Genomic DNA, 15,999 nt, shown 5'->3' on the forward strand with positions numbered 1-15,999 from the left:
CATCTATCCTATCAAAGGAGCTAGATCGGGCTATTTCATATGGCGGCCGACAATATCTCAGGACACCAAGAACCGGAGGAAGTAGCCCAGGAGGCCGAAAAGCCCCTTCCAAATGGCTATCGCCAAGGGGTAATCACGGCGATATCGGTAATACTAGGGTTCTCCCTGTATTTCGTTCGCTTCTGGGCCCTGGAAGCGGCGGGAGACTGGACGCTGATGTCATTCCTTGCCTCGGTGCCCACCTTCCTCTCGATAGCCTGCCTGTCGATTGCCCTTTGGCGCTCACTGCAAGTCGCCGACGACAACGAGCGCGTCTATCGCAGAACTCTGCAGTGGTTCTTGTGGGGCGTCGTATTCTCGCTCCTGGGGGTTCTTACGGCCTCCGTTTCAAGCACATACGCAAGCGACGAGAGTACCGATGCCAAGGTCGGCCTTCTGCAAAAGGCCTCAGTCACCGGAAAGGCCATGATCAATCTTGGCGACGCCGCGGGCCCAGATTGACCGCCATTCCTGTGGCCACGCGACCTATCCAGGACCAGGAAAGTTCATCACCTCTTAACCACCTACGGCTACAATTTGATAAGAATTGAACCTATCAGCGCCTGACGGCTATTTTGCTACGTAAAATCAATGCGCTAACCTGAAGCGCAAGGAAGTTTGCAAAGCACGTTATCCGAACGGATCGCCGCCAAGTTCATGTTCGTGTTCGGGGATTTCAGAAAACGCGTGGGCGTAGCCGGATCGATCCCGAGGCAGTGTCGAATTGTGTCAGGCGTACCGTGTCATCTTCTGACTTCAGACAAATCGCGATAGGACGCGAAGCCGGAAAGCCCGAACGGCTCTTCCGTGCCGCGGTTACCGCTTTTTGCGCCCTGCCCCGCCCCTCGCGCCGCGAAATCTCGCAACTCGAAGACCTCACCCTTCCCTTGTTCGACCAGGTGTCGGTCGAGGCGCGCCGGTTTGTGGCGGCTGCCCTCTCCGACAATGAATATGCGCCGCTGGGACTCATCCGCCGGCTTTGCGACGAGAGCGTCGACATCGCAGCCCCGCTTCTGGTCCGCTCCCCGCTCCTCTCGGATGTCACGCTCATTGCGCTGATCGGCCGCCATGGCCTGCCGCATGCGCGCGCCATTGCAAGACGCCCCGGCCTCAACAAGACGATAGCCGACCTGATCCGCGTGCTTGAGAGGCCGCGGCTGGTCCACCCGGAGACGCCGCCGGCCGAATCCGATGCGGACCCTGCCGCCGCTCAGCAAGAAATTGGTAAGACGGGTTCAGCCGCTGACCTCTCTTCGCCAAGTGAGCTGGCTGAAAACGTACGCCGCCGGCTGCGCTCCATGATGGCGCCGAACGGTCCCGAACAGACGAGTCCAGCCGCGGGACCGGCCCATGACGGGGCCTATCAGCGGCTCAAAACCACCGCACTGACCGGCAACAGCGCCTTCTTCCAGACAGCGCTCGCCGACGCGCTCGAGATCGACTTCCAGACCGCGCGGTCGATCACGGAGAAAGCGGGCTACTCCTCCCTCATCGACGCACTCAAGGCACTCGACCTGCCCGAGGAACAGGCCTTCCTTCTGGCTGCCGCAACCTTCCCCGGCCAGTTCGCGCATGCCGACGCGATCAGGCTGTTCCTCGACCGCTACCGGCTGCTTCATCGCGACGTGGCGCTCGACCGGGTCCGTGACTGGAAGGCAGCTTCCGTCGGCGCGCGCATCCGGCGCAATGCCGAGCGGCTTCAGCCCAAGCCGAGAGCCCCCAGCCCGCACGACGACAAACTCAAGGCGTCGTAAGCGACACAAGCTCCTCGATAGCGGTCTGCCCAGCTTCGATCTCCACCACCCAGATGTCCGGATCGAAGCGACGCTCGCGCTCAAGCCGCTTTTCGATCTCGGTACCGTCGTCGTCGCTTCCCAGCAGGCTGAACTGGCGCTCGTCGGGCCTGGCCGTGTCGTAGCTGGTCTGGGGCGCTGGACCAAAGAGCTTTGTGCTGCCGAAACGATCACGCGTCAGGATGAAGACGGCACCCGCTTCCATTGCGCCCCGATTGATGATCGCGCCGAATCCGCCCTCGCTGAAAACCCTGCGCAAAAGGGCTGAAACCCAAAAATCAGTGGTTACACGCATTGAGCCGGCCCGACCGCTGTTTCGATCCGGCCTCTATAGCGACTTGCAGTGAAGGCGCACAGGCCAAACGTCCGTGCGCGACGGCCTCAGTTTATCAGCCCGATATCGCGCATCTTGGCGTAAACGGCCGGATCGGGTTCGCCCGTCTCCGGCAGGCCGAACAAGGCCTGGAATTCACGAATCGCGGCCTTCGTCCGCGCTCCAGTAACCCCGTCGACCTCGATAGCGTCATTGCCGAAGGCCTTGAGACCGGCCTGGATCTTCATGATGCGCGCATTCAGGTCGCCATTCGGTGCCGGTTGCGTGCGGACGGGACCCGGAGTTGGTCCCGGCTGCGAGCGCGGTGGCGTCACGGCTGGCGTCTCGGGCCGCGGAGCGGGCCGCGGCGCGATGCCGGACGTTGTTTCGGCCGCGCCAAGCTGTTCGAGCAGCGCCTGGTCGATCTCACCGGTCGCCGCCAGGCCAACCTTCTTCTGGTAGGCAGCAATGGCGCTTCGCGTATTGGGGCCGTTGAGGCCGTCGACAGTGCCGCCGTAGAAGCTCAGATCCTTCAGGATGCTCTGCACCTGCTCAACCAGCGGGTCCCCCAGCCGTGGCGGCACATCAACCTGAACCTCGGCCACCGGGCGCTCGATCCTGATGGTCGTCTCAGGCTCCTCGCTCACCATGTCGGGAAACTCGACGGCTTCGCGGGTCGAAAAGAACGCTCCCTTGTGCGCATAGGGCTGGTACCATACCGCGTTCGCCGAGACGTAGAAGAGTGCGACCAGAAACGCCGTCGAGCCGCCCACCAGCACAGGATTGCGCGCAACAAGCCCGCCAACGGCCAGAACGCCCTCCTGGAGCGGGCTGCGCTCCTCGATCTTTCGCTTAGCCTGCTTTGCGGAGCGCGCCATCCCGCTTCTCCTTGATCCTGCCCGCCGGAAGCCGCATCAGTTCACCCTTGGTCGCTCCGGAGCGCGTCGCCGGTCCTTCGATCGGCAGGCTGATCGTCACTGTCGTACCCTCGCCCGGCGCACTTTCGATGGACATTGTGCCGTCATGCAGCGCGACCAATCCCTTGACCAGCGAGAGGCCGAGGCCTGTGCCTTCGAAATGGCGGGTGTAGTCGTTCTGGATCTGCATGAAAGGCGTGCCGAGGCGGGAAAGATCCTCTTCGGCAATCCCGATGCCGGTGTCCGACACCCAGAAGTGCAAGCGCGAACCAAGGCGCTTGGCACCGATCTCGACGCGGCCGCCATCGGGCGTGAACTTGACCGCGTTGGAAACGAGGTTGATCAGCATCTGCTGCACGGCCCGACGGTCGGCCTGCACCTCGCCGGTGCCGACTGCGACGTCGACGGCAAGGTCGAGCGCCTTGGCCTGCGCCTGCAGCGCCATCATCGATGCGCACATGTCGACAGCATCGCGGAACTTGAAGGGCTCCGGGTTGATCGCATAGCAGCCCGACTCGATCTTGGAGACGTCGAGGATCGAATTCACCACATCGAGCAGGTGCTGGCCCGACTCGCGCACGATGCCGACATATTCCTTCTGCCGCGGCTCCCGGAAAGGGCCGAACATCTCATGCAGCAGCATGTCGGAGAAGCCGATGATCGCGTTGAGCGGCGTGCGCAACTCGTGGCTGACAGCGGCCAGGAAATTGCTCTTGGCGAGCTCCGCGCTCTTTACGGCGTCAGTCGCCTTGGCAACTTCGTCGCGCAGTTCGGCGATCATGCCGTTCTCGCGAAGCAGGACGACAAAAGTCTGATCGCTGCCCCTCATCATTTCCATCGCGAAGGGCCGGAAATTGTCGCCTGCATCGCTCTCGTTCTCGCGCGGCAGACGCAGGCGCAATTCCACCTGGCGCAAGTCGGCACCATCGCGCATGTCGGCGAGCGCACACAGATAGGCCACGCGATCGGCAACGTGGATGCGATCGAAAAGAGCCGTACCCAGCAACAATTCCGGCTGCAGCCGCAGCATGGAGCGCGCCTGCTCGGACACGTCGACCACATCGCCGCTATGCGCCATGCGCAACACGACCGCCTTCAGGATATTCTCAAGCGCATCCGAGGGGGCCGTTGCCCGCTCGGCGGCACCCTTGGCGGCAAACTCCATCGCGCGCACGGCCAACGTCGCGGCCCAGACGAGCGGCAGAAGCCAATGCCAGGCCGATGCGGCCGCGCTATCGGCAAATGGCATCGTCCCCAGCGCGCCGGACAGAAGTACAGCAGCCAACATTGCAAAGCTGCCGAGCGTGGCTGCCTTGCGGCTGCGCCAGATCCACAGCGCCTCGAACGGCAAGGCCGCAACCAGCAACGCCGCCGGCGACGTCAGCCCTCCGGCAGCAGCAACGATTGCACCGATTGCGGCTACGCCGGCAACCAGGGCAGCCACACCGATCTCCTTCGCCCTGCCCGTAGCTGCGACCGCAAGTGCTGCGAGCCAGCTGAGACTGAAAGCGGCAAAGATGACGGCGAAAGTCGGGGTCGCGCCGAGATTGGCCGAGACCAGCACGACGCCCGCACCCGCTACAAAGAACGGCGCAGCAAGCAGCAATCCTACCAGGCGTTGCTGGCGCGGCCGCTCCGAACCTTCGATCGACGGGTGGACCAGCCGGTCACAGCCGCCGGCTACCGCGCCGGAAAACTCACCGTATCTGGTCATGACAAAACTCAACGCTACGCACTCTTTCGTGGCTCGCTTTGCGGCTCTTATGTGGTTGGTCTCCAAACTCGCACCGAGCCTTTAATGAAGGGATAAAGTCAGCCGACCAGAACCCAAGCACAGGGCGAATATCGGGATGACAACGCCGACATTCGAGAACACTTCTCGCCATGGTAAACGGAGGGTTATTTGCCGGCTTGCCCCGGAGAATCGCCGCCGGACGTGGTTTTCCGCCCGCTCCAGCCAAATTCGCAATTTGAATCAAATACTTGGCAATCAGACACGGAAACCGGCCCGCTCGCAAGCAACGCCGCCGCCCCAGTCCGTTAATCTTTGGTGAAAAGCCTGCGTAGAATGCCACCCTTTACAGCAAGCGCTCCTTCGCTCATCGGTGCCATTGTCGGCGCATCGATGCATGAGGCTGCGGCAGGAGACCTGCCACGGCCAGACCACGAGAGGCGTTTCATGGGGTTTCTGATTAGGACTGCGTTCTGGTTTTCGCTTGTTCTGCTCATGCTGCCCCTCGGGACGGGTTCTGACGGAGAGAGCCGGGTGAGCCCGCTGCAGGCGCTGTTTGCCGCGCGCGAGGCAGTCGGCGACATTGCCGGCATCTGCGAACGGAAGCCCGACGTCTGCGAGACCGGCAAGGCCGCCATGCAGACCATCGGCGTCAGGGCACGCGAGAGCGCGCGGATCGCCTATGAGGTTCTCGACCAGCAATTCGGTCAACCCGATGCCGCGACCCAGACTGGCAGCGTGCCGCCGTTGGAGGCGGCACCGTCCACGGAGACTGTGGCCCCCGCCAACTGATTCCCCATTGGCCAATTCGGCCCCACCGCGGGCTGCCCGCCTCCGGCGCCCGCGGTGCATTTCTTTTTTCGTGACGGGTGGCCGCGCTGCCATTATATCCAAGGAACCATGACGGCTTCGATCGACACCATCCGCGACGACTTTTCCTTCCTTGACGAATGGGAGGATCGTTATCGCTATGTCATTGACCTCGGCGAAGCGCTTCCGCACTTCCCCGAGAGCGCGCAAACCGATGCCAACAAGGTACAGGGCTGCGTCAGCCAGGTCTGGCTGGTCACCCATCAAGGCGACGGCGCCGATCCGGTGATCCGTTTCGAAGGCTGCTCCGATGCGCATATCGTGCGCGGGCTGGTTGCCATCATGCTCGCCCTGTTTTCAGGCCGCCGTGCCAGCGAGATCATCGGCATCGACGCCGAGGCCACGCTTCGGGAATTGGGCCTCAACGAACACCTGTCGCCGCAGCGCTCCAACGGCCTGCGTGCGATGGTCAAGCGCATCAAGCGCGACGCCGAGGCAGCGCTGCGCCAGTTCGCCTAGCGCATCGGCCCGAAAATCGGATTCGATTTTCGGTAGGCACGATGCGCAGATTCAATGACTTAGAGCGTCCTTTGTGCGTCCATTCGGACGCACGGCGCTCTAGTCAGGCCAGCTTCGGCCGATAGTCCGCCGCCCCCCAATGCAGCACCTTGCGCCCGCTCCTGGCGATCGAGGCCGGACTGTAGTGGCGGGCTAGGACACCAAGTGCCGACTTGAGCACGATCTTGGCGGAACGCACCGGCCAGCCGCGCTCGGCTTCCACCAATTCCAGGCCCTTCAGGAAGCAACAGACGTCGATCAACACGCCCGACAGTTCCGGGCCGACGGCGTCGATGGCCTTGTCGACCCGCAGACGCGCTGCAAGTGCCGCGTCGGTCAGTTCCGCCAAGCCTCCGCCTCCCGCACCGCGCCTGCCCGAGGCCACGGAGGCCTCCCAGTTGGCGCCCATGCGCGGCATGATCTGTCCGCGCGTATAGTCGGAACGCAGCCGCTCGCCGGCAACGAACTCGCCATGGCTAAGGAAAGGTTCGCCCGACTTGCTCTTGCGCCGAACGAGTTGGCCGAGTGGTGATTCCGACAGATTGATCAGCGCGGCGTACTGGCCGACATCGGCATCAACAATGATGGCTTCAAGTTCGCGATGCTGGTCCTGAAAAGCATTTTTGCCGATCGCCTCGCGTCGAGCCTTTGACTTCCCATCCGAAGAAAGCATCAGTGCCTGGCCCCGGCGCACAACGAACCCCTCGCGTTCCAGCGCCGCAAGCGTGTCTGTACCAACGGCGATCCGGGCGCCCTTGCCATTTTCGACCACCACCTTGCCGCTGCCAGCAGCCGGACTGCATTCGGCAGCCCCCTTGGCCAGCAGGTCGAGCACGCGCAGCCGCTCCTTCTCCATTGCCGGATCCATGCTCACCTCACCCCTCCAACTTGTCTCGGAAGGCAGCGATAGCCACCCGCTCCGCCAACGCCACAATCCGGTCGAAGTCGGTGTCGTCGCGCAGGTCCTCAACCGTGTGGCACGCGTAAAGCACCGTGGTCCTGTCGCGCCCGAAACCGCGGCCGACCTCGCTCATGTTGAAGCGAAACACGACATGGGCGACATACATGGCAATCTGCCGAAGACGGCAGATATCGTTGCCGGTCCGGCCGAGCCGACGAAGCTCCTTGCTGGGAACACCAAACAGCGCGGCCATCAGGTCGATCACCGCATCGCATCGCTCCACGACCTCGTCGCGACGCCTTTCCGCAATGAGGTCCTTGGCCGTGCGATCTATCTCGGCTGCGGCCTCGCGCGCGGCATCCTGCCGTTTCACCAATATTGCCGATGTCGTTCCCACCAATCCCGTTCCCCTCCAGAAATAGGAATAAGTTCTTATATCCGGAAGGCCGCAGGGTGTGAACAAAAAATGAACAAACATACACCAAGGAAATCGCCAACAAACTGGTTTCATTGGATTATTAATTTCATCGAACGGAAATTTCCGCCCAGTTTCTCCCCACCTCCGAAAGTGGCCGCATCATCGCGTGATCGAAGTCACATCAGGCAGGTACGCGATGCGGGAATTTTCCAGGGAAATCGCCGAATTCAGGCAGAACAAGCTCAACGAACTGACGGATGCGCGCCAAAGGGCTGCCTTGCAGCTCTGTTGCGGGATCGAGCTTTCGGATGCATTGGCAGATCAGCCCGCACAGACCATGGCCTTGCTGAAGCGGCTCGAACGGGCAATCGAACGGGAAAGGCTCAGAGGTGTCAACCGCCACTGGAGCTACGACCTCAACCGGCATATCGCCCTCAAGCAGGTGCGTGACCGGCTGAAGGGCGTGTTCCCCGATGACCAGCGGCATCTGTCCCTGCGGCCGCGCCGACAGCGCCGGAAAAGCAAAACGGCGCCCGAAGGCGCCGCTGGATAGTCAATTCGCAAAGATCGTTACTTGGCCTTGCGCTTGCGCCCCAGGCCCATCTGCTTGGCCAACTGCGAACGGGCGGCCGCGTAGTTTGGCGCGACCATAGGATAGCCGGCGTCAAGGCCCCACTTCTCGCGATACTGGTCGGGCGTCATGTTGTAATGCGTCATCAGATGGCGCTTGAGCGATTTGAACTTTTTGCCGTCTTCAAGGCAGATGATGTAGTCGTCATGCACCGACCGCTTGGGATTGACGGCGGGCTTCTGCTTGTCGGCCGGAGGTGCCTCAACGACATTGCCAACACGGCCAAGAGCTGCGTGGACATCGGCGATCAGCCCCGGGAGTTCTCCCACCGGGACCGGATTGTTGCTGACATAGGCTGCCACCACGTCGGCGGTCAGTTCGATCAGCGTCTCATTATTTGCTGCAGGCGTTTCAGAAGTATCCATGTGGTTCAGGCCCCAATGTGACTGGTTGTTTCTTTGCCCGATGTTGCGATCGGGGTGCGGCGCGTTCTTTTATCGCCATTGGCCTATGCGATTCGCGCTCTGTCACTTTAATGAGCCTGTCTCCATATCAAGTCAATTCACTATTCTTTGTCAATCAAAGAAATGGCTTCATCACTTCTCTAACAAATGGGCCTTCTTGATGGGGCTAGGGCATTCAATCCAGATCAATTCACACAACGCCGCTAGTTCTCATGCCAGGTCATTATTGGCATTAGGTTACCGAAGGGAAATTGTTCTTTGTTCAATCAGGCGTTTAAGCCTAATCGTTCGTGAACGAGCCTTGCCATATCGCTTAAGCCGCCGAATAAGACACCTTGGCAAGGACAAGGCAGCCGAGCAGTTCGCCAACATCCAACGCCGGCGAAATCAGCGCCAAGCAGCAGCCGCGCATTCCCAATAGCCTCAACGAGACAACCACAGTCGTTGCAAACCGGCGCAGGCTGACTGCTTTGGCACACGCAAATAACGCACAGAACATGATCAAAGTTCCAATATTATATTGGCCGATGTTCAGCGATCATGGTCATTCGACCATCGCGTCCTCTTGTTTCAGCCACACCGACTGAGGCGGCATTGCCCGTTTCCCGCGATGCGAACGGCGCCGAGGAAGAAGAAGCGGCAACAACCCAAGATCGCAGCGCCGCCCGGACAAGAATGGACAAGAAGGACCGGCGCGGCACTATTTCTGAGCACAAAACCGCGGTCGCATTTCAGTAGGGAGCGATATACCGGCCATATACCCATCCCGTGACGAATCGTCCGTTCTGGGCCGGGTCGTGCCAGACTTGGCACCAGCGGTACCGCACACGCTGCTTCTGATTCCAGTCCGGCAGGTGCCCAATTTCGAACAGGCTCAATCCACCGGTGCATTTTCCTGTCATTTGCAGTACAGCGCCATTGGGATAGGCGGCCTGCTTCTGTGAAGAATTGGACGGATACTTGCGGATGTTGAGCGTATCGCCCCACGGCACATTAACAACCTCCCAGGCCGCAAATGTTGATGCGCGGGTCTGGCCAGCGAAAAACGCCACGGTCGATGCCAATGCGAGAGCTGCAGTGACTCGGAAGACCGTTTTCATCTCTTTCCTCCGGGGCGTTTGGAAAATGGAACGACCCCACAATGCAACTGGGCTCTTGAACCCGCCCTGATCGGGGTGTTCATTCGACGTTCAAGATTCATCCCAAGCGAGACATAATGACCAGACCCGCCATCTTCGCCGATATCGCCGCTCCCTCGACCCAACGCCGCCCCGTCTCCGACACCCGGCACGGCATCACGCGCGTCGACGAATATGCATGGCTGCGGGCCGAGAACTGGCAGGAGGTGTTCCGCGAACCGAGCCTGCTCGATCCGGCCATTCGAACTCATCTTGAAGCCGAAAACGACTATCAGGCAGCGCTGATGGCCGACACGGCGGACTTGCAAAAGCAATTGTTCGAGGAAATGAAGGGCCGCATCAAGGAAGACGATTCCTCGGTGCCGATGAAGGATGGCCCCTTCGCCTATGGCTCTTCCTACAAGAAAGGCGGCGAGCAGCCTCGCTATTTCCGCATCCCGAGCACGGGCGGTCCCGAAGAGATCATCCTCGACGGCGACAAGGAAGCGGAAGGCCATGCCTATTTCCGCCTTGGCGGCCTCGACCATTCCTCCGACCATTCCCGGCTCATCTGGGGCTTCGACGACAAGGGCTCGGAATTCTACACGCTACGCGTCCGCGATCTCGCGACCGGCAGCGAACTGACGGATGTCGTCGGCGACACCGGCGGATCGGGCGTGTGGGATGCAGCCAACAACGGCTTCTTCTATACGCGCCTCGATCCCAATCATCGGCCCTCCAAGGTTTTCTACCATGCCCTAGGCAGCGACACCGCGTCCGACCAGTTGATCTATGAGGAGACCGACCCCGGCTTCTTCATGAATGTCGGCGGCACGCGTAGCAACGAATGGATCATGGTCTCGATCAGCGATCACGAGACCTCGGAATACCGTCTGTTCCCGGCCACCGATCCGCTCGCCGAGCCGAAGCTGGTGGCGGCGCGCGAAACTGGCCTGCAGTATGACCTGGAGGAAGGCGGCGACATCTTCTTCATCCTGACCAACGCCGACGGCGCCAAGGATTTCAAGATCATGACAGCGCCGGTCAGCGACCCGGTGCGCGCCAACTGGAAGGAACTCGTTGCCCACGAACCTGGCCGCCTCATCCTTTCGGTCATCGGCTTCAAGGACTTCATGATCCGCCTCGAGCGCAAGGAGGGCCTGCCGCGCATCGTCGTGCATGAGCGCGCCACCGGCGAGGAACATCACATCTCCTTCGCCGAAGAGGCGTTCTCGCTCGGCCTGTCGGGTTCCTACGAATATGACACCGACATCATGCGCTTCAGCTACTCGTCGATGACGACGCCGACGCAGCTCTTCGACTACAACATGCGGACGCGTGAACGGGTTCTCCTCAAGACCCAGGAGGTGCCATCGGGGCACAATGTCGAGGACTATGTCACGCGTCGGCTGATGGCGCCGGCGACGGATGGCGAATTGGTGCCGATCTCGCTGATCTTCCATCGCGACACGCCGCTCGACGGCTCGGCTCCTTGCCTGCTCTATGGCTACGGCTCCTATGGCATCACCATCCCGGCATCGTTCAACACCAACTGCCTGTCCCTAGTCGATCGCGGCTTCGTCTATGCAATCGCTCATGTTCGCGGCGGCAAGGACAAGGGCTATGCCTGGTACGAGGATGGCAAGCGCACTACCAAGAAGAACACCTTCACCGATTTCATCGCCTGCGCCCACCATCTCGTCGCCGAGCGCTACACGGCGCATGACAGGATCGTGGCCCAAGGCGGTTCGGCCGGCGGCATGCTGATGGGCGCAGTGGCCAACATGGCGCCTGAAGCCTTTGCCGGCATCGTCGCCGAGGTCCCGTTCGTCGATGTGCTGACCACGATGCTCGACGACACCTTGCCGCTCACCCCGCCGGAATGGCCGGAATGGGGCAATCCGATCACTTCCGAGCAGGACTACCAGACCATTGCCGCCTATTCGCCCTACGATAATGTGGCAGCACTCGACTACCCGCCGATCCTTGCCGTTGCCGGCCTTACCGACCCCCGCGTCACCTATTGGGAGCCGGCGAAATGGGCCGCGCGCCTGCGCGAGCGAAAAGCAGGCAACAGCCCTGTTCTGTTCAAGATCAACATGGAATCCGGCCACGCCGGGGCTTCAGGCCGCTTCTCGAGGCTGGAGGAGGTCGCCTTCAACTATGCCTTTGCCTTGAAGGTTGCTCGACGCGCCTGACGGAAAGGAATCGAGAGACCGGCGACACTGTGTGTCGCCGGTGGCGTTCAGTTCGCGGGCTGTTTCTGCCGAACGGGAAAACCGTTCGCCTGCGCAGGGATCGCCTTGAGATAGGCGGCAATCGACTCGCGATCCTCGGCCGTCAGCCGTGCCATGTTCTTCTGGACGTCGGCCATCGTGCCGCCAACCGAATCGAACTCGGGCGTGAATCCGGTTTCGAGATAGCTGACGATATCGCCTTCGGACCAGGCGTTGATGCCATTGCCGCCCGGCGTGATGTTTGGAACGACGCCATCGCCTTCGGCGGCAACCGCCCCGGCCAGCCACAGGCCGTTGTTCGACCCACCATCAAAGCCGCGAGGCGTATGGCACTCGCCGCAATGCCCTGCTCCCTCGACCAGTTCGCGTCCGTGCAGCACCTTTTCGGGTGTGCCGTCGCCAAAGGCGACCACCGGAGCGTCGTTCAGGTGGAGCAGCTTCCACAACCCCAGTCCCCGACGGACATTGAAGGGGAAGCCGAGATCGTGATCCGGCGCCCTGCCGGCCACAGGCGGCAAGGTTTTCATGAACGCATGGAGATCGGCCACGTCGGCGGGCTGCATGCGCGCATACGAGGTGTAGGGAAATGCCGGATAAAGATGCTGTCCGTCGCGGGATACGCCTTTCAGCATCGCATTGGCGAAATCCTCCAGCGACCATGCGCCGATACCGTCCTTCTGGTCCGGCGAAATGTTGGGCGCAACAAAAGTGCCGAATGCCGTCTTGAGCTCGACCCCGCCGGCAAGCTGCAGGCGTGCCTCGCCTTCCGCCTTCGGCCGGGCATGGCACGAAGCACATCCCCCGGCGTCGAATATGCGCTGGCCTCGGGCGGCGTCACCCGCCCCCATGGCCGCGAGCGCATCGCGATCGATGCGTTCAGGCGTAGTCAGCCACCAGAAAGTGGCGGCACCAGCGCAGCCAAGCGCCAGTGCCGCCAAAGCGAGCCTTTTCAGCACGCGCATTCGATCCCGCTCAGCCCTTCTTGACGCGGAAGGACTGGTGACAGCTCGCGCAGGTCTGGCCGATCGCACCGACCTGCGCTTTCAGCGCATCGAGATCCTGTGCAGGAGCGGCGGCTGCGGAGGCGGCAACGGCCTTGAATTTGTCGACCTCAGCCTGGAATCCTGCCGCATCCTCCCAGATCTTCGGCGAAGCAGTCGTGTCGCCCTTGTCAGTTCCGGCCGGGAACGAGGCGGCCACGTCGATCTTCTGGACGTTGCCGTTGAGCGCCGTCAACGCGGCCAGGACGGCGGCGGCGTCAAATGCGGCCTCGCCCTTTACCATCTTCGCAAGAACGCCAACCTGCTTGGCATTTTCCTTCATCACCGCCTGGCGGTCGGCGACAATGTCGGCAAATGCCGCCGTGGTCGCCAGCGCCAGCGCCGAAACGGCCAGTATGAATCTTCTCATCTATTCCTCTCCGATGTTGCGAATAACTGCCTTCGCTAAACGGCGAAACTGGCCGAGTTCGTCCCGGAATGCTCTTCACGCTTGCGTGATTTAGGCTTCTATTTGCGTCCATGCCCGGCACAAAAGAAAACCCCGGCAAAGCCGGGGTTCTCGATAGGTGAGCCTAGTACAAATCCACTCAAATCGCCCGTGGATCAGGCGTTTTCGTAGCGCTCGAGCACGTAGTCCCAGTTGATCAGGCTGTCGACGAACGCCTCGAGGTATTTCGGGCGGGCATTGCGATAGTCGATGTAGTAGGAGTGCTCCCAGACGTCGACGCCGAGGATCGGGGTCGCGCCGTGAACCAGCGGGTTCTCGCCGTTCGGGGTCTTGGAGATCTCGAGCTTGCCGTCCTTGACCGAAAGCCAGGCCCAGCCCGAACCGAACTGACCAACGCCGGCTGCGATAAAGTCGGCCTTGAACTTGTCGTAGCCGCCGAGGTCCGAATCGATTGCCTTCTGCAGCGCGCCAGGCAGCTTGTTGCCGCCGCCGCCCTTCTTCATCCACTTCCAGAAATGGACGTGGTTGTAGTGCTGCGCGGCATTGTTGAACAGGGGCGCGTTCTTGCCGAACGACTGCTTGACGACCTCTTCCAGCGACAGCTTGTCCATGCCCGCCTCGACGGCGAACTTGTTGCCGTTGTCGACATAGGCCTTGTGGTGCTTGTCGTGGTGATATTCGAGAGTCTCCTTCGACATGAAGGGCTGCAGCGCCTCGTAGTCGTAGGGCAATTCGGGCAATTCAAAAGCCATGGATCATACTCCCTTGCTGGCAATTCGCGGCATGTCTATGCCGTCTACAGATAGGTCGTCGTCAACGTGTGACAACAGACAATGGGCGCGTTTTTTCTTTGCTACACTCAGGCCTTACCGGCCGAATGCGCCCACTCCCAATATAGCTCACGCGATCTTTTTGCTACCGGGCCCGGTTGAAGATTCCGATCTTCGATACGGGTGATCGGCACAACCTTGGAGTGGTTGCCGGTGGAGAAAATCTCGTCGGCTTCCAGGAACTCGCGCACCGACAAAGTCTTTTCGATGACCGGCGTGCCGTTCTCGGCGAGCAGTGACATCGTTCGGCTGCGCGTGATGCCGGAAAGGAAAGTTCCGTTGGGCGCTGGGGTGAAGACCTGGCCACCCTTGACCAGGAAGATGTTCGACGACCCGGTTTCGGCGACATTGCCGAGCATATCGAGAACCAGCGCATTGTCGAAGCCGCGCATCTTGGCTTCCATGATCGCCCGGCCGTTATTGGGGTAGAGGCAACCCGCCTTGGCGTTGGTCGGCATCGTTTCCAGGCTCGGGCGACGGAACGGCGACAGCCCGATCGAGAAGCCGGCAGGCGCGATCATTGGCGCCTCGTAGAGGCACAGGCAAAAGCGCGTCGAGGCGGGGTCGGCGGGCACGCCCATGTAGCCGCCATGCTCTGCCCAATACATTGGTCGGATGTAGACCGCCGTCTTGCCGTCGAACTTCTTGAGCCCGTCCCAGGTGAGCCCGACGATCTGCTCCGGACTCATCGTCGGCTTCAGGCCGAGCGCTATGGCCGAGGCATTTACCCGGCGCGAATGAGCGTCGAGATCCGGCGCCACCCCCTCGAACCATCTGGCGCCATCGAAGACGCTGGACCCCAGCCACATGGCGTGGCTGCGCGGGCCGAGGATCGCAACGTTGCCCTCGTACCAGTCGCCGTCGACATAGGTCCAGGTCACGGATTGTGCTGCCGCCGCGAGTGTCATGTCGAATGTCCCGTCACAATAGTTGTTTGCGACATGGAAGAGCCTTTGGCCCCCCCTCGTCAACCGGCAGCGAGCCGAATCGTTGGAGCCAGGCGATGCTTGCACTTGCACTACGTTTCAAGCCGTTGGAAAATCAACGACATGCGCCACACAGCCTATGTATTCGATGCCTACGGAACCTTGTTCGACGTGCACGCGGCGGTGCGCCGGCATGCCGCCGACATCGGATCGCACGGCCAACTGCTTTCCGAGATCTGGCGGGCCAAGCAACTCGAATATTCCTGGGTGCGCACGCTCATGGGCGCCTATGCCGATTTCTGGCAACTGACCGAGCAGGCGCTGGACTTCGCCTTCGAAAAGGTGCCGTCGGTCGACCGGGCGATGCGCAGCAAGTTACTCGATGCCTATTGGCATCTCGACTGCTACCCGGAAGTTCCTGCGGTGTTGCGAGCGCTGAAGGACGGTGGCGCGCGGCTCGCCATCCTTTCCAACGGTTCGCCGGCCATGCTCGATGCTGCGGTGCGTTCTGCGGGGCTCGACCTGATCCTCGATGAAGTCTTCTCCGTCGACAGCGTTCGCCGCTTCAAGACGGACCAGTCGGTCTACGACCTCGTCGCCAGCAACTGGCGCCTCTATCCCGACGCCATATCGTTCCAGTCCTCCAATCGCTGGGACATTGCGGGGGCGGCAAAATTCGGTTTCCGCACCGTCTGGATCAATCGCCACGGCCAGCCCGACGAATACCGGGATTTTCCGCCGGCGCTTATCCTGCCATCGCTGGAAGGTTTAGTTACAATTGGTTAGCTGACCATAGGTCAGCATTGTTGCCATAACGCAACAGTGATTGGCCTGTCGCACCCTCGCCATGCTTTGTCCCCCCTCTGGTCAGATTTTGACCGATTTTGACCCGCCTATCTCCGACAGCGTTTAGGGGACGCCAA

At 61.2% G+C, this 15,999-nt stretch carries 18 protein-coding genes; 7 read left to right on the forward strand and 11 right to left on the reverse strand.

Going from position 1 to position 15,999, the window contains the following annotated elements:
- Nucleotides 1–39: 39 nt before the first annotated feature.
- Together ABSY17_RS18235 and ABSY17_RS18240 are read left to right on the forward strand one after the other, a co-directional pair.
- Nucleotides 40–501 carry a hypothetical protein gene (locus tag ABSY17_RS18235; protein ID WP_378943704.1) on the forward strand — a complete coding sequence of 154 codons (462 nt, stop codon included), beginning with the start codon at nt 40–42 and terminating at the stop codon, nt 499–501.
- A gap of 278 nt (nt 502–779) precedes the next feature.
- On the forward strand, nt 780–1,793 hold the full coding sequence (locus tag ABSY17_RS18240) for a DUF2336 domain-containing protein (RefSeq protein ID WP_378943706.1): 1,014 nt from the start codon (nt 780–782) through the stop codon (nt 1,791–1,793).
- Here the strand turns inward: ABSY17_RS18240 and ABSY17_RS18245 are convergent.
- From ABSY17_RS18245 to ABSY17_RS18255, 3 genes are all read right to left on the reverse strand, one after another.
- Nucleotides 1,780–2,127, reverse strand: a complete 348-nt coding sequence (locus ABSY17_RS18245; RefSeq protein ID WP_378943708.1) for a DUF1491 family protein — start codon at nt 2,125–2,127, stop codon at nt 1,780–1,782. The two genes, ABSY17_RS18240 and ABSY17_RS18245, sit on opposite strands and share 14 nt — an antisense overlap.
- An 86-nt stretch (nt 2,128–2,213) precedes the next feature.
- Complete coding sequence (locus ABSY17_RS18250; protein ID WP_378943710.1) at nt 2,214–3,023, reverse strand: peptidoglycan-binding protein; 810 nt, start codon at nt 3,021–3,023, stop codon at nt 2,214–2,216.
- A complete protein-coding gene (locus ABSY17_RS18255) occupies nt 2,998–4,776 on the reverse strand; it encodes an ATP-binding protein (protein WP_378943712.1) in 1,779 nt (592 codons plus the stop codon). Before ABSY17_RS18255 ends, ABSY17_RS18250 begins: the two co-directional genes overlap by 26 nt.
- Before the next feature lie 465 nt (nt 4,777–5,241).
- On the opposite strand from ABSY17_RS18255, the gene ABSY17_RS18260 reads away from it, so the two are divergent.
- On the forward strand, nt 5,242–5,586 hold the full coding sequence (locus ABSY17_RS18260; protein ID WP_378943714.1) for a DUF5330 domain-containing protein: 345 nt from the start codon (nt 5,242–5,244) through the stop codon (nt 5,584–5,586).
- Between the two features lie 108 nt (nt 5,587–5,694).
- Nucleotides 5,695–6,123: a SufE family protein gene (locus ABSY17_RS18265; RefSeq protein ID WP_378943716.1), complete on the forward strand. Its 429-nt coding sequence runs from the start codon at nt 5,695–5,697 to the stop codon at nt 6,121–6,123.
- A 103-nt stretch (nt 6,124–6,226) separates the two neighbouring features.
- Here ABSY17_RS18265 and ABSY17_RS18270 read toward each other — a convergent pair whose 3' ends face one another.
- Complete coding sequence (locus ABSY17_RS18270; protein ID WP_378943718.1) at nt 6,227–7,030, reverse strand: DUF6456 domain-containing protein; 804 nt, start codon at nt 7,028–7,030, stop codon at nt 6,227–6,229.
- 7 nt (nt 7,031–7,037) lie between these two features.
- Complete coding sequence (locus tag ABSY17_RS18275) at nt 7,038–7,460, reverse strand: helix-turn-helix domain-containing protein (RefSeq protein WP_378943720.1); 423 nt, start codon at nt 7,458–7,460, stop codon at nt 7,038–7,040.
- Nucleotides 7,461–7,677: 217 nt separating this feature from the next.
- Here ABSY17_RS18275 and ABSY17_RS18280 point away from each other — a divergent pair, with 217 nt between their 5' ends.
- Entirely contained in the window at nt 7,678–8,034 is a 357-nt protein-coding gene (locus ABSY17_RS18280) for a cytoplasmic protein (RefSeq protein ID WP_378943722.1), read from the forward strand.
- A 17-nt stretch (nt 8,035–8,051) separates the two neighbouring features.
- Here ABSY17_RS18280 and ABSY17_RS18285 read toward each other — a convergent pair whose 3' ends face one another.
- Complete coding sequence (locus tag ABSY17_RS18285) at nt 8,052–8,477, reverse strand: MucR family transcriptional regulator (protein ID WP_378943724.1); 426 nt, start codon at nt 8,475–8,477, stop codon at nt 8,052–8,054.
- A gap of 770 nt (nt 8,478–9,247) precedes the next feature.
- Entirely contained in the window at nt 9,248–9,616 is a 369-nt protein-coding gene (locus ABSY17_RS18290; RefSeq protein WP_378943726.1) for an SH3 domain-containing protein, read from the reverse strand.
- Nucleotides 9,617–9,732: 116 nt separating this feature from the next.
- Here ABSY17_RS18290 and ABSY17_RS18295 point away from each other — a divergent pair, with 116 nt between their 5' ends.
- The gene (locus ABSY17_RS18295; RefSeq protein ID WP_378943728.1) at nt 9,733–11,832 is read left to right on the forward strand and encodes a S9 family peptidase; all 2,100 of its coding nucleotides are present in this window, start codon (nt 9,733–9,735) and stop codon (nt 11,830–11,832) included.
- Nucleotides 11,833–11,879: 47 nt separating this feature from the next.
- Here ABSY17_RS18295 and ABSY17_RS18300 read toward each other — a convergent pair whose 3' ends face one another.
- From ABSY17_RS18300 to ABSY17_RS18315, 4 genes are all read right to left on the reverse strand, one after another.
- On the reverse strand, nt 11,880–12,833 hold the full coding sequence (locus ABSY17_RS18300; RefSeq protein WP_378943730.1) for a c-type cytochrome: 954 nt from the start codon (nt 12,831–12,833) through the stop codon (nt 11,880–11,882).
- 10 nt (nt 12,834–12,843) lie between these two features.
- Complete coding sequence (locus ABSY17_RS18305; protein WP_378943732.1) at nt 12,844–13,281, reverse strand: c-type cytochrome; 438 nt, start codon at nt 13,279–13,281, stop codon at nt 12,844–12,846.
- Nucleotides 13,282–13,475: 194 nt separating this feature from the next.
- Nucleotides 13,476–14,072, reverse strand: coding sequence for a superoxide dismutase (locus ABSY17_RS18310; protein WP_378943734.1), 597 nt, complete (start codon nt 14,070–14,072; stop codon nt 13,476–13,478).
- Between the two features lie 107 nt (nt 14,073–14,179).
- Nucleotides 14,180–15,058, reverse strand: a complete 879-nt coding sequence (locus tag ABSY17_RS18315) for a branched-chain amino acid aminotransferase (protein ID WP_378943736.1) — start codon at nt 15,056–15,058, stop codon at nt 14,180–14,182.
- A gap of 141 nt (nt 15,059–15,199) precedes the next feature.
- Here ABSY17_RS18315 and ABSY17_RS18320 point away from each other — a divergent pair, with 141 nt between their 5' ends.
- Nucleotides 15,200–15,862: a haloacid dehalogenase type II gene (locus ABSY17_RS18320; RefSeq protein ID WP_378943738.1), complete on the forward strand. Its 663-nt coding sequence runs from the start codon at nt 15,200–15,202 to the stop codon at nt 15,860–15,862.
- The last annotated feature ends 137 nt before the right edge of the window (nt 15,863–15,999 follow it).

The organism is Mesorhizobium sp. ANAO-SY3R2, assembly GCF_042466635.1.
GTDB lineage: Bacteria > Pseudomonadota > Alphaproteobacteria > Rhizobiales > Rhizobiaceae > Aminobacter.

What these genes read in the sequence shown, in the direction of transcription:
- ABSY17_RS18300 (WP_378943730.1), bottom strand. Translation starts at nt 12,833, where the DNA reads ATGCGCGTGCTGAAAAGGCTCGCTTTGGCGGCACTGGCGCTTGGCTGC.
- ABSY17_RS18250 (WP_378943710.1), bottom strand. Translation starts at nt 3,023, where the DNA reads ATGGCGCGCTCCGCAAAGCAGGCTAAGCGAAAGATCGAGGAGCGCAGC.
- ABSY17_RS18245 (WP_378943708.1), bottom strand. Translation starts at nt 2,127, where the DNA reads ATGCGTGTAACCACTGATTTTTGGGTTTCAGCCCTTTTGCGCAGGGTT.
- ABSY17_RS18320 (WP_378943738.1), top strand. Translation starts at nt 15,200, where the DNA reads ATGCGCCACACAGCCTATGTATTCGATGCCTACGGAACCTTGTTCGAC.
- ABSY17_RS18235 (WP_378943704.1), top strand. Translation starts at nt 40, where the DNA reads ATGGCGGCCGACAATATCTCAGGACACCAAGAACCGGAGGAAGTAGCC.
- ABSY17_RS18260 (WP_378943714.1), top strand. Translation starts at nt 5,242, where the DNA reads ATGGGGTTTCTGATTAGGACTGCGTTCTGGTTTTCGCTTGTTCTGCTC.
- ABSY17_RS18270 (WP_378943718.1), bottom strand. Translation starts at nt 7,030, where the DNA reads ATGGATCCGGCAATGGAGAAGGAGCGGCTGCGCGTGCTCGACCTGCTG.
- ABSY17_RS18310 (WP_378943734.1), bottom strand. Translation starts at nt 14,072, where the DNA reads ATGGCTTTTGAATTGCCCGAATTGCCCTACGACTACGAGGCGCTGCAG.
- ABSY17_RS18285 (WP_378943724.1), bottom strand. Translation starts at nt 8,477, where the DNA reads ATGGATACTTCTGAAACGCCTGCAGCAAATAATGAGACGCTGATCGAA.
- ABSY17_RS18255 (WP_378943712.1), bottom strand. Translation starts at nt 4,776, where the DNA reads ATGACCAGATACGGTGAGTTTTCCGGCGCGGTAGCCGGCGGCTGTGAC.
- ABSY17_RS18280 (WP_378943722.1), top strand. Translation starts at nt 7,678, where the DNA reads ATGCGGGAATTTTCCAGGGAAATCGCCGAATTCAGGCAGAACAAGCTC.
- ABSY17_RS18290 (WP_378943726.1), bottom strand. Translation starts at nt 9,616, where the DNA reads ATGAAAACGGTCTTCCGAGTCACTGCAGCTCTCGCATTGGCATCGACC.
- ABSY17_RS18305 (WP_378943732.1), bottom strand. Translation starts at nt 13,281, where the DNA reads ATGAGAAGATTCATACTGGCCGTTTCGGCGCTGGCGCTGGCGACCACG.
- ABSY17_RS18295 (WP_378943728.1), top strand. Translation starts at nt 9,733, where the DNA reads ATGACCAGACCCGCCATCTTCGCCGATATCGCCGCTCCCTCGACCCAA.
- ABSY17_RS18315 (WP_378943736.1), bottom strand. Translation starts at nt 15,058, where the DNA reads ATGACACTCGCGGCGGCAGCACAATCCGTGACCTGGACCTATGTCGAC.
- ABSY17_RS18265 (WP_378943716.1), top strand. Translation starts at nt 5,695, where the DNA reads ATGACGGCTTCGATCGACACCATCCGCGACGACTTTTCCTTCCTTGAC.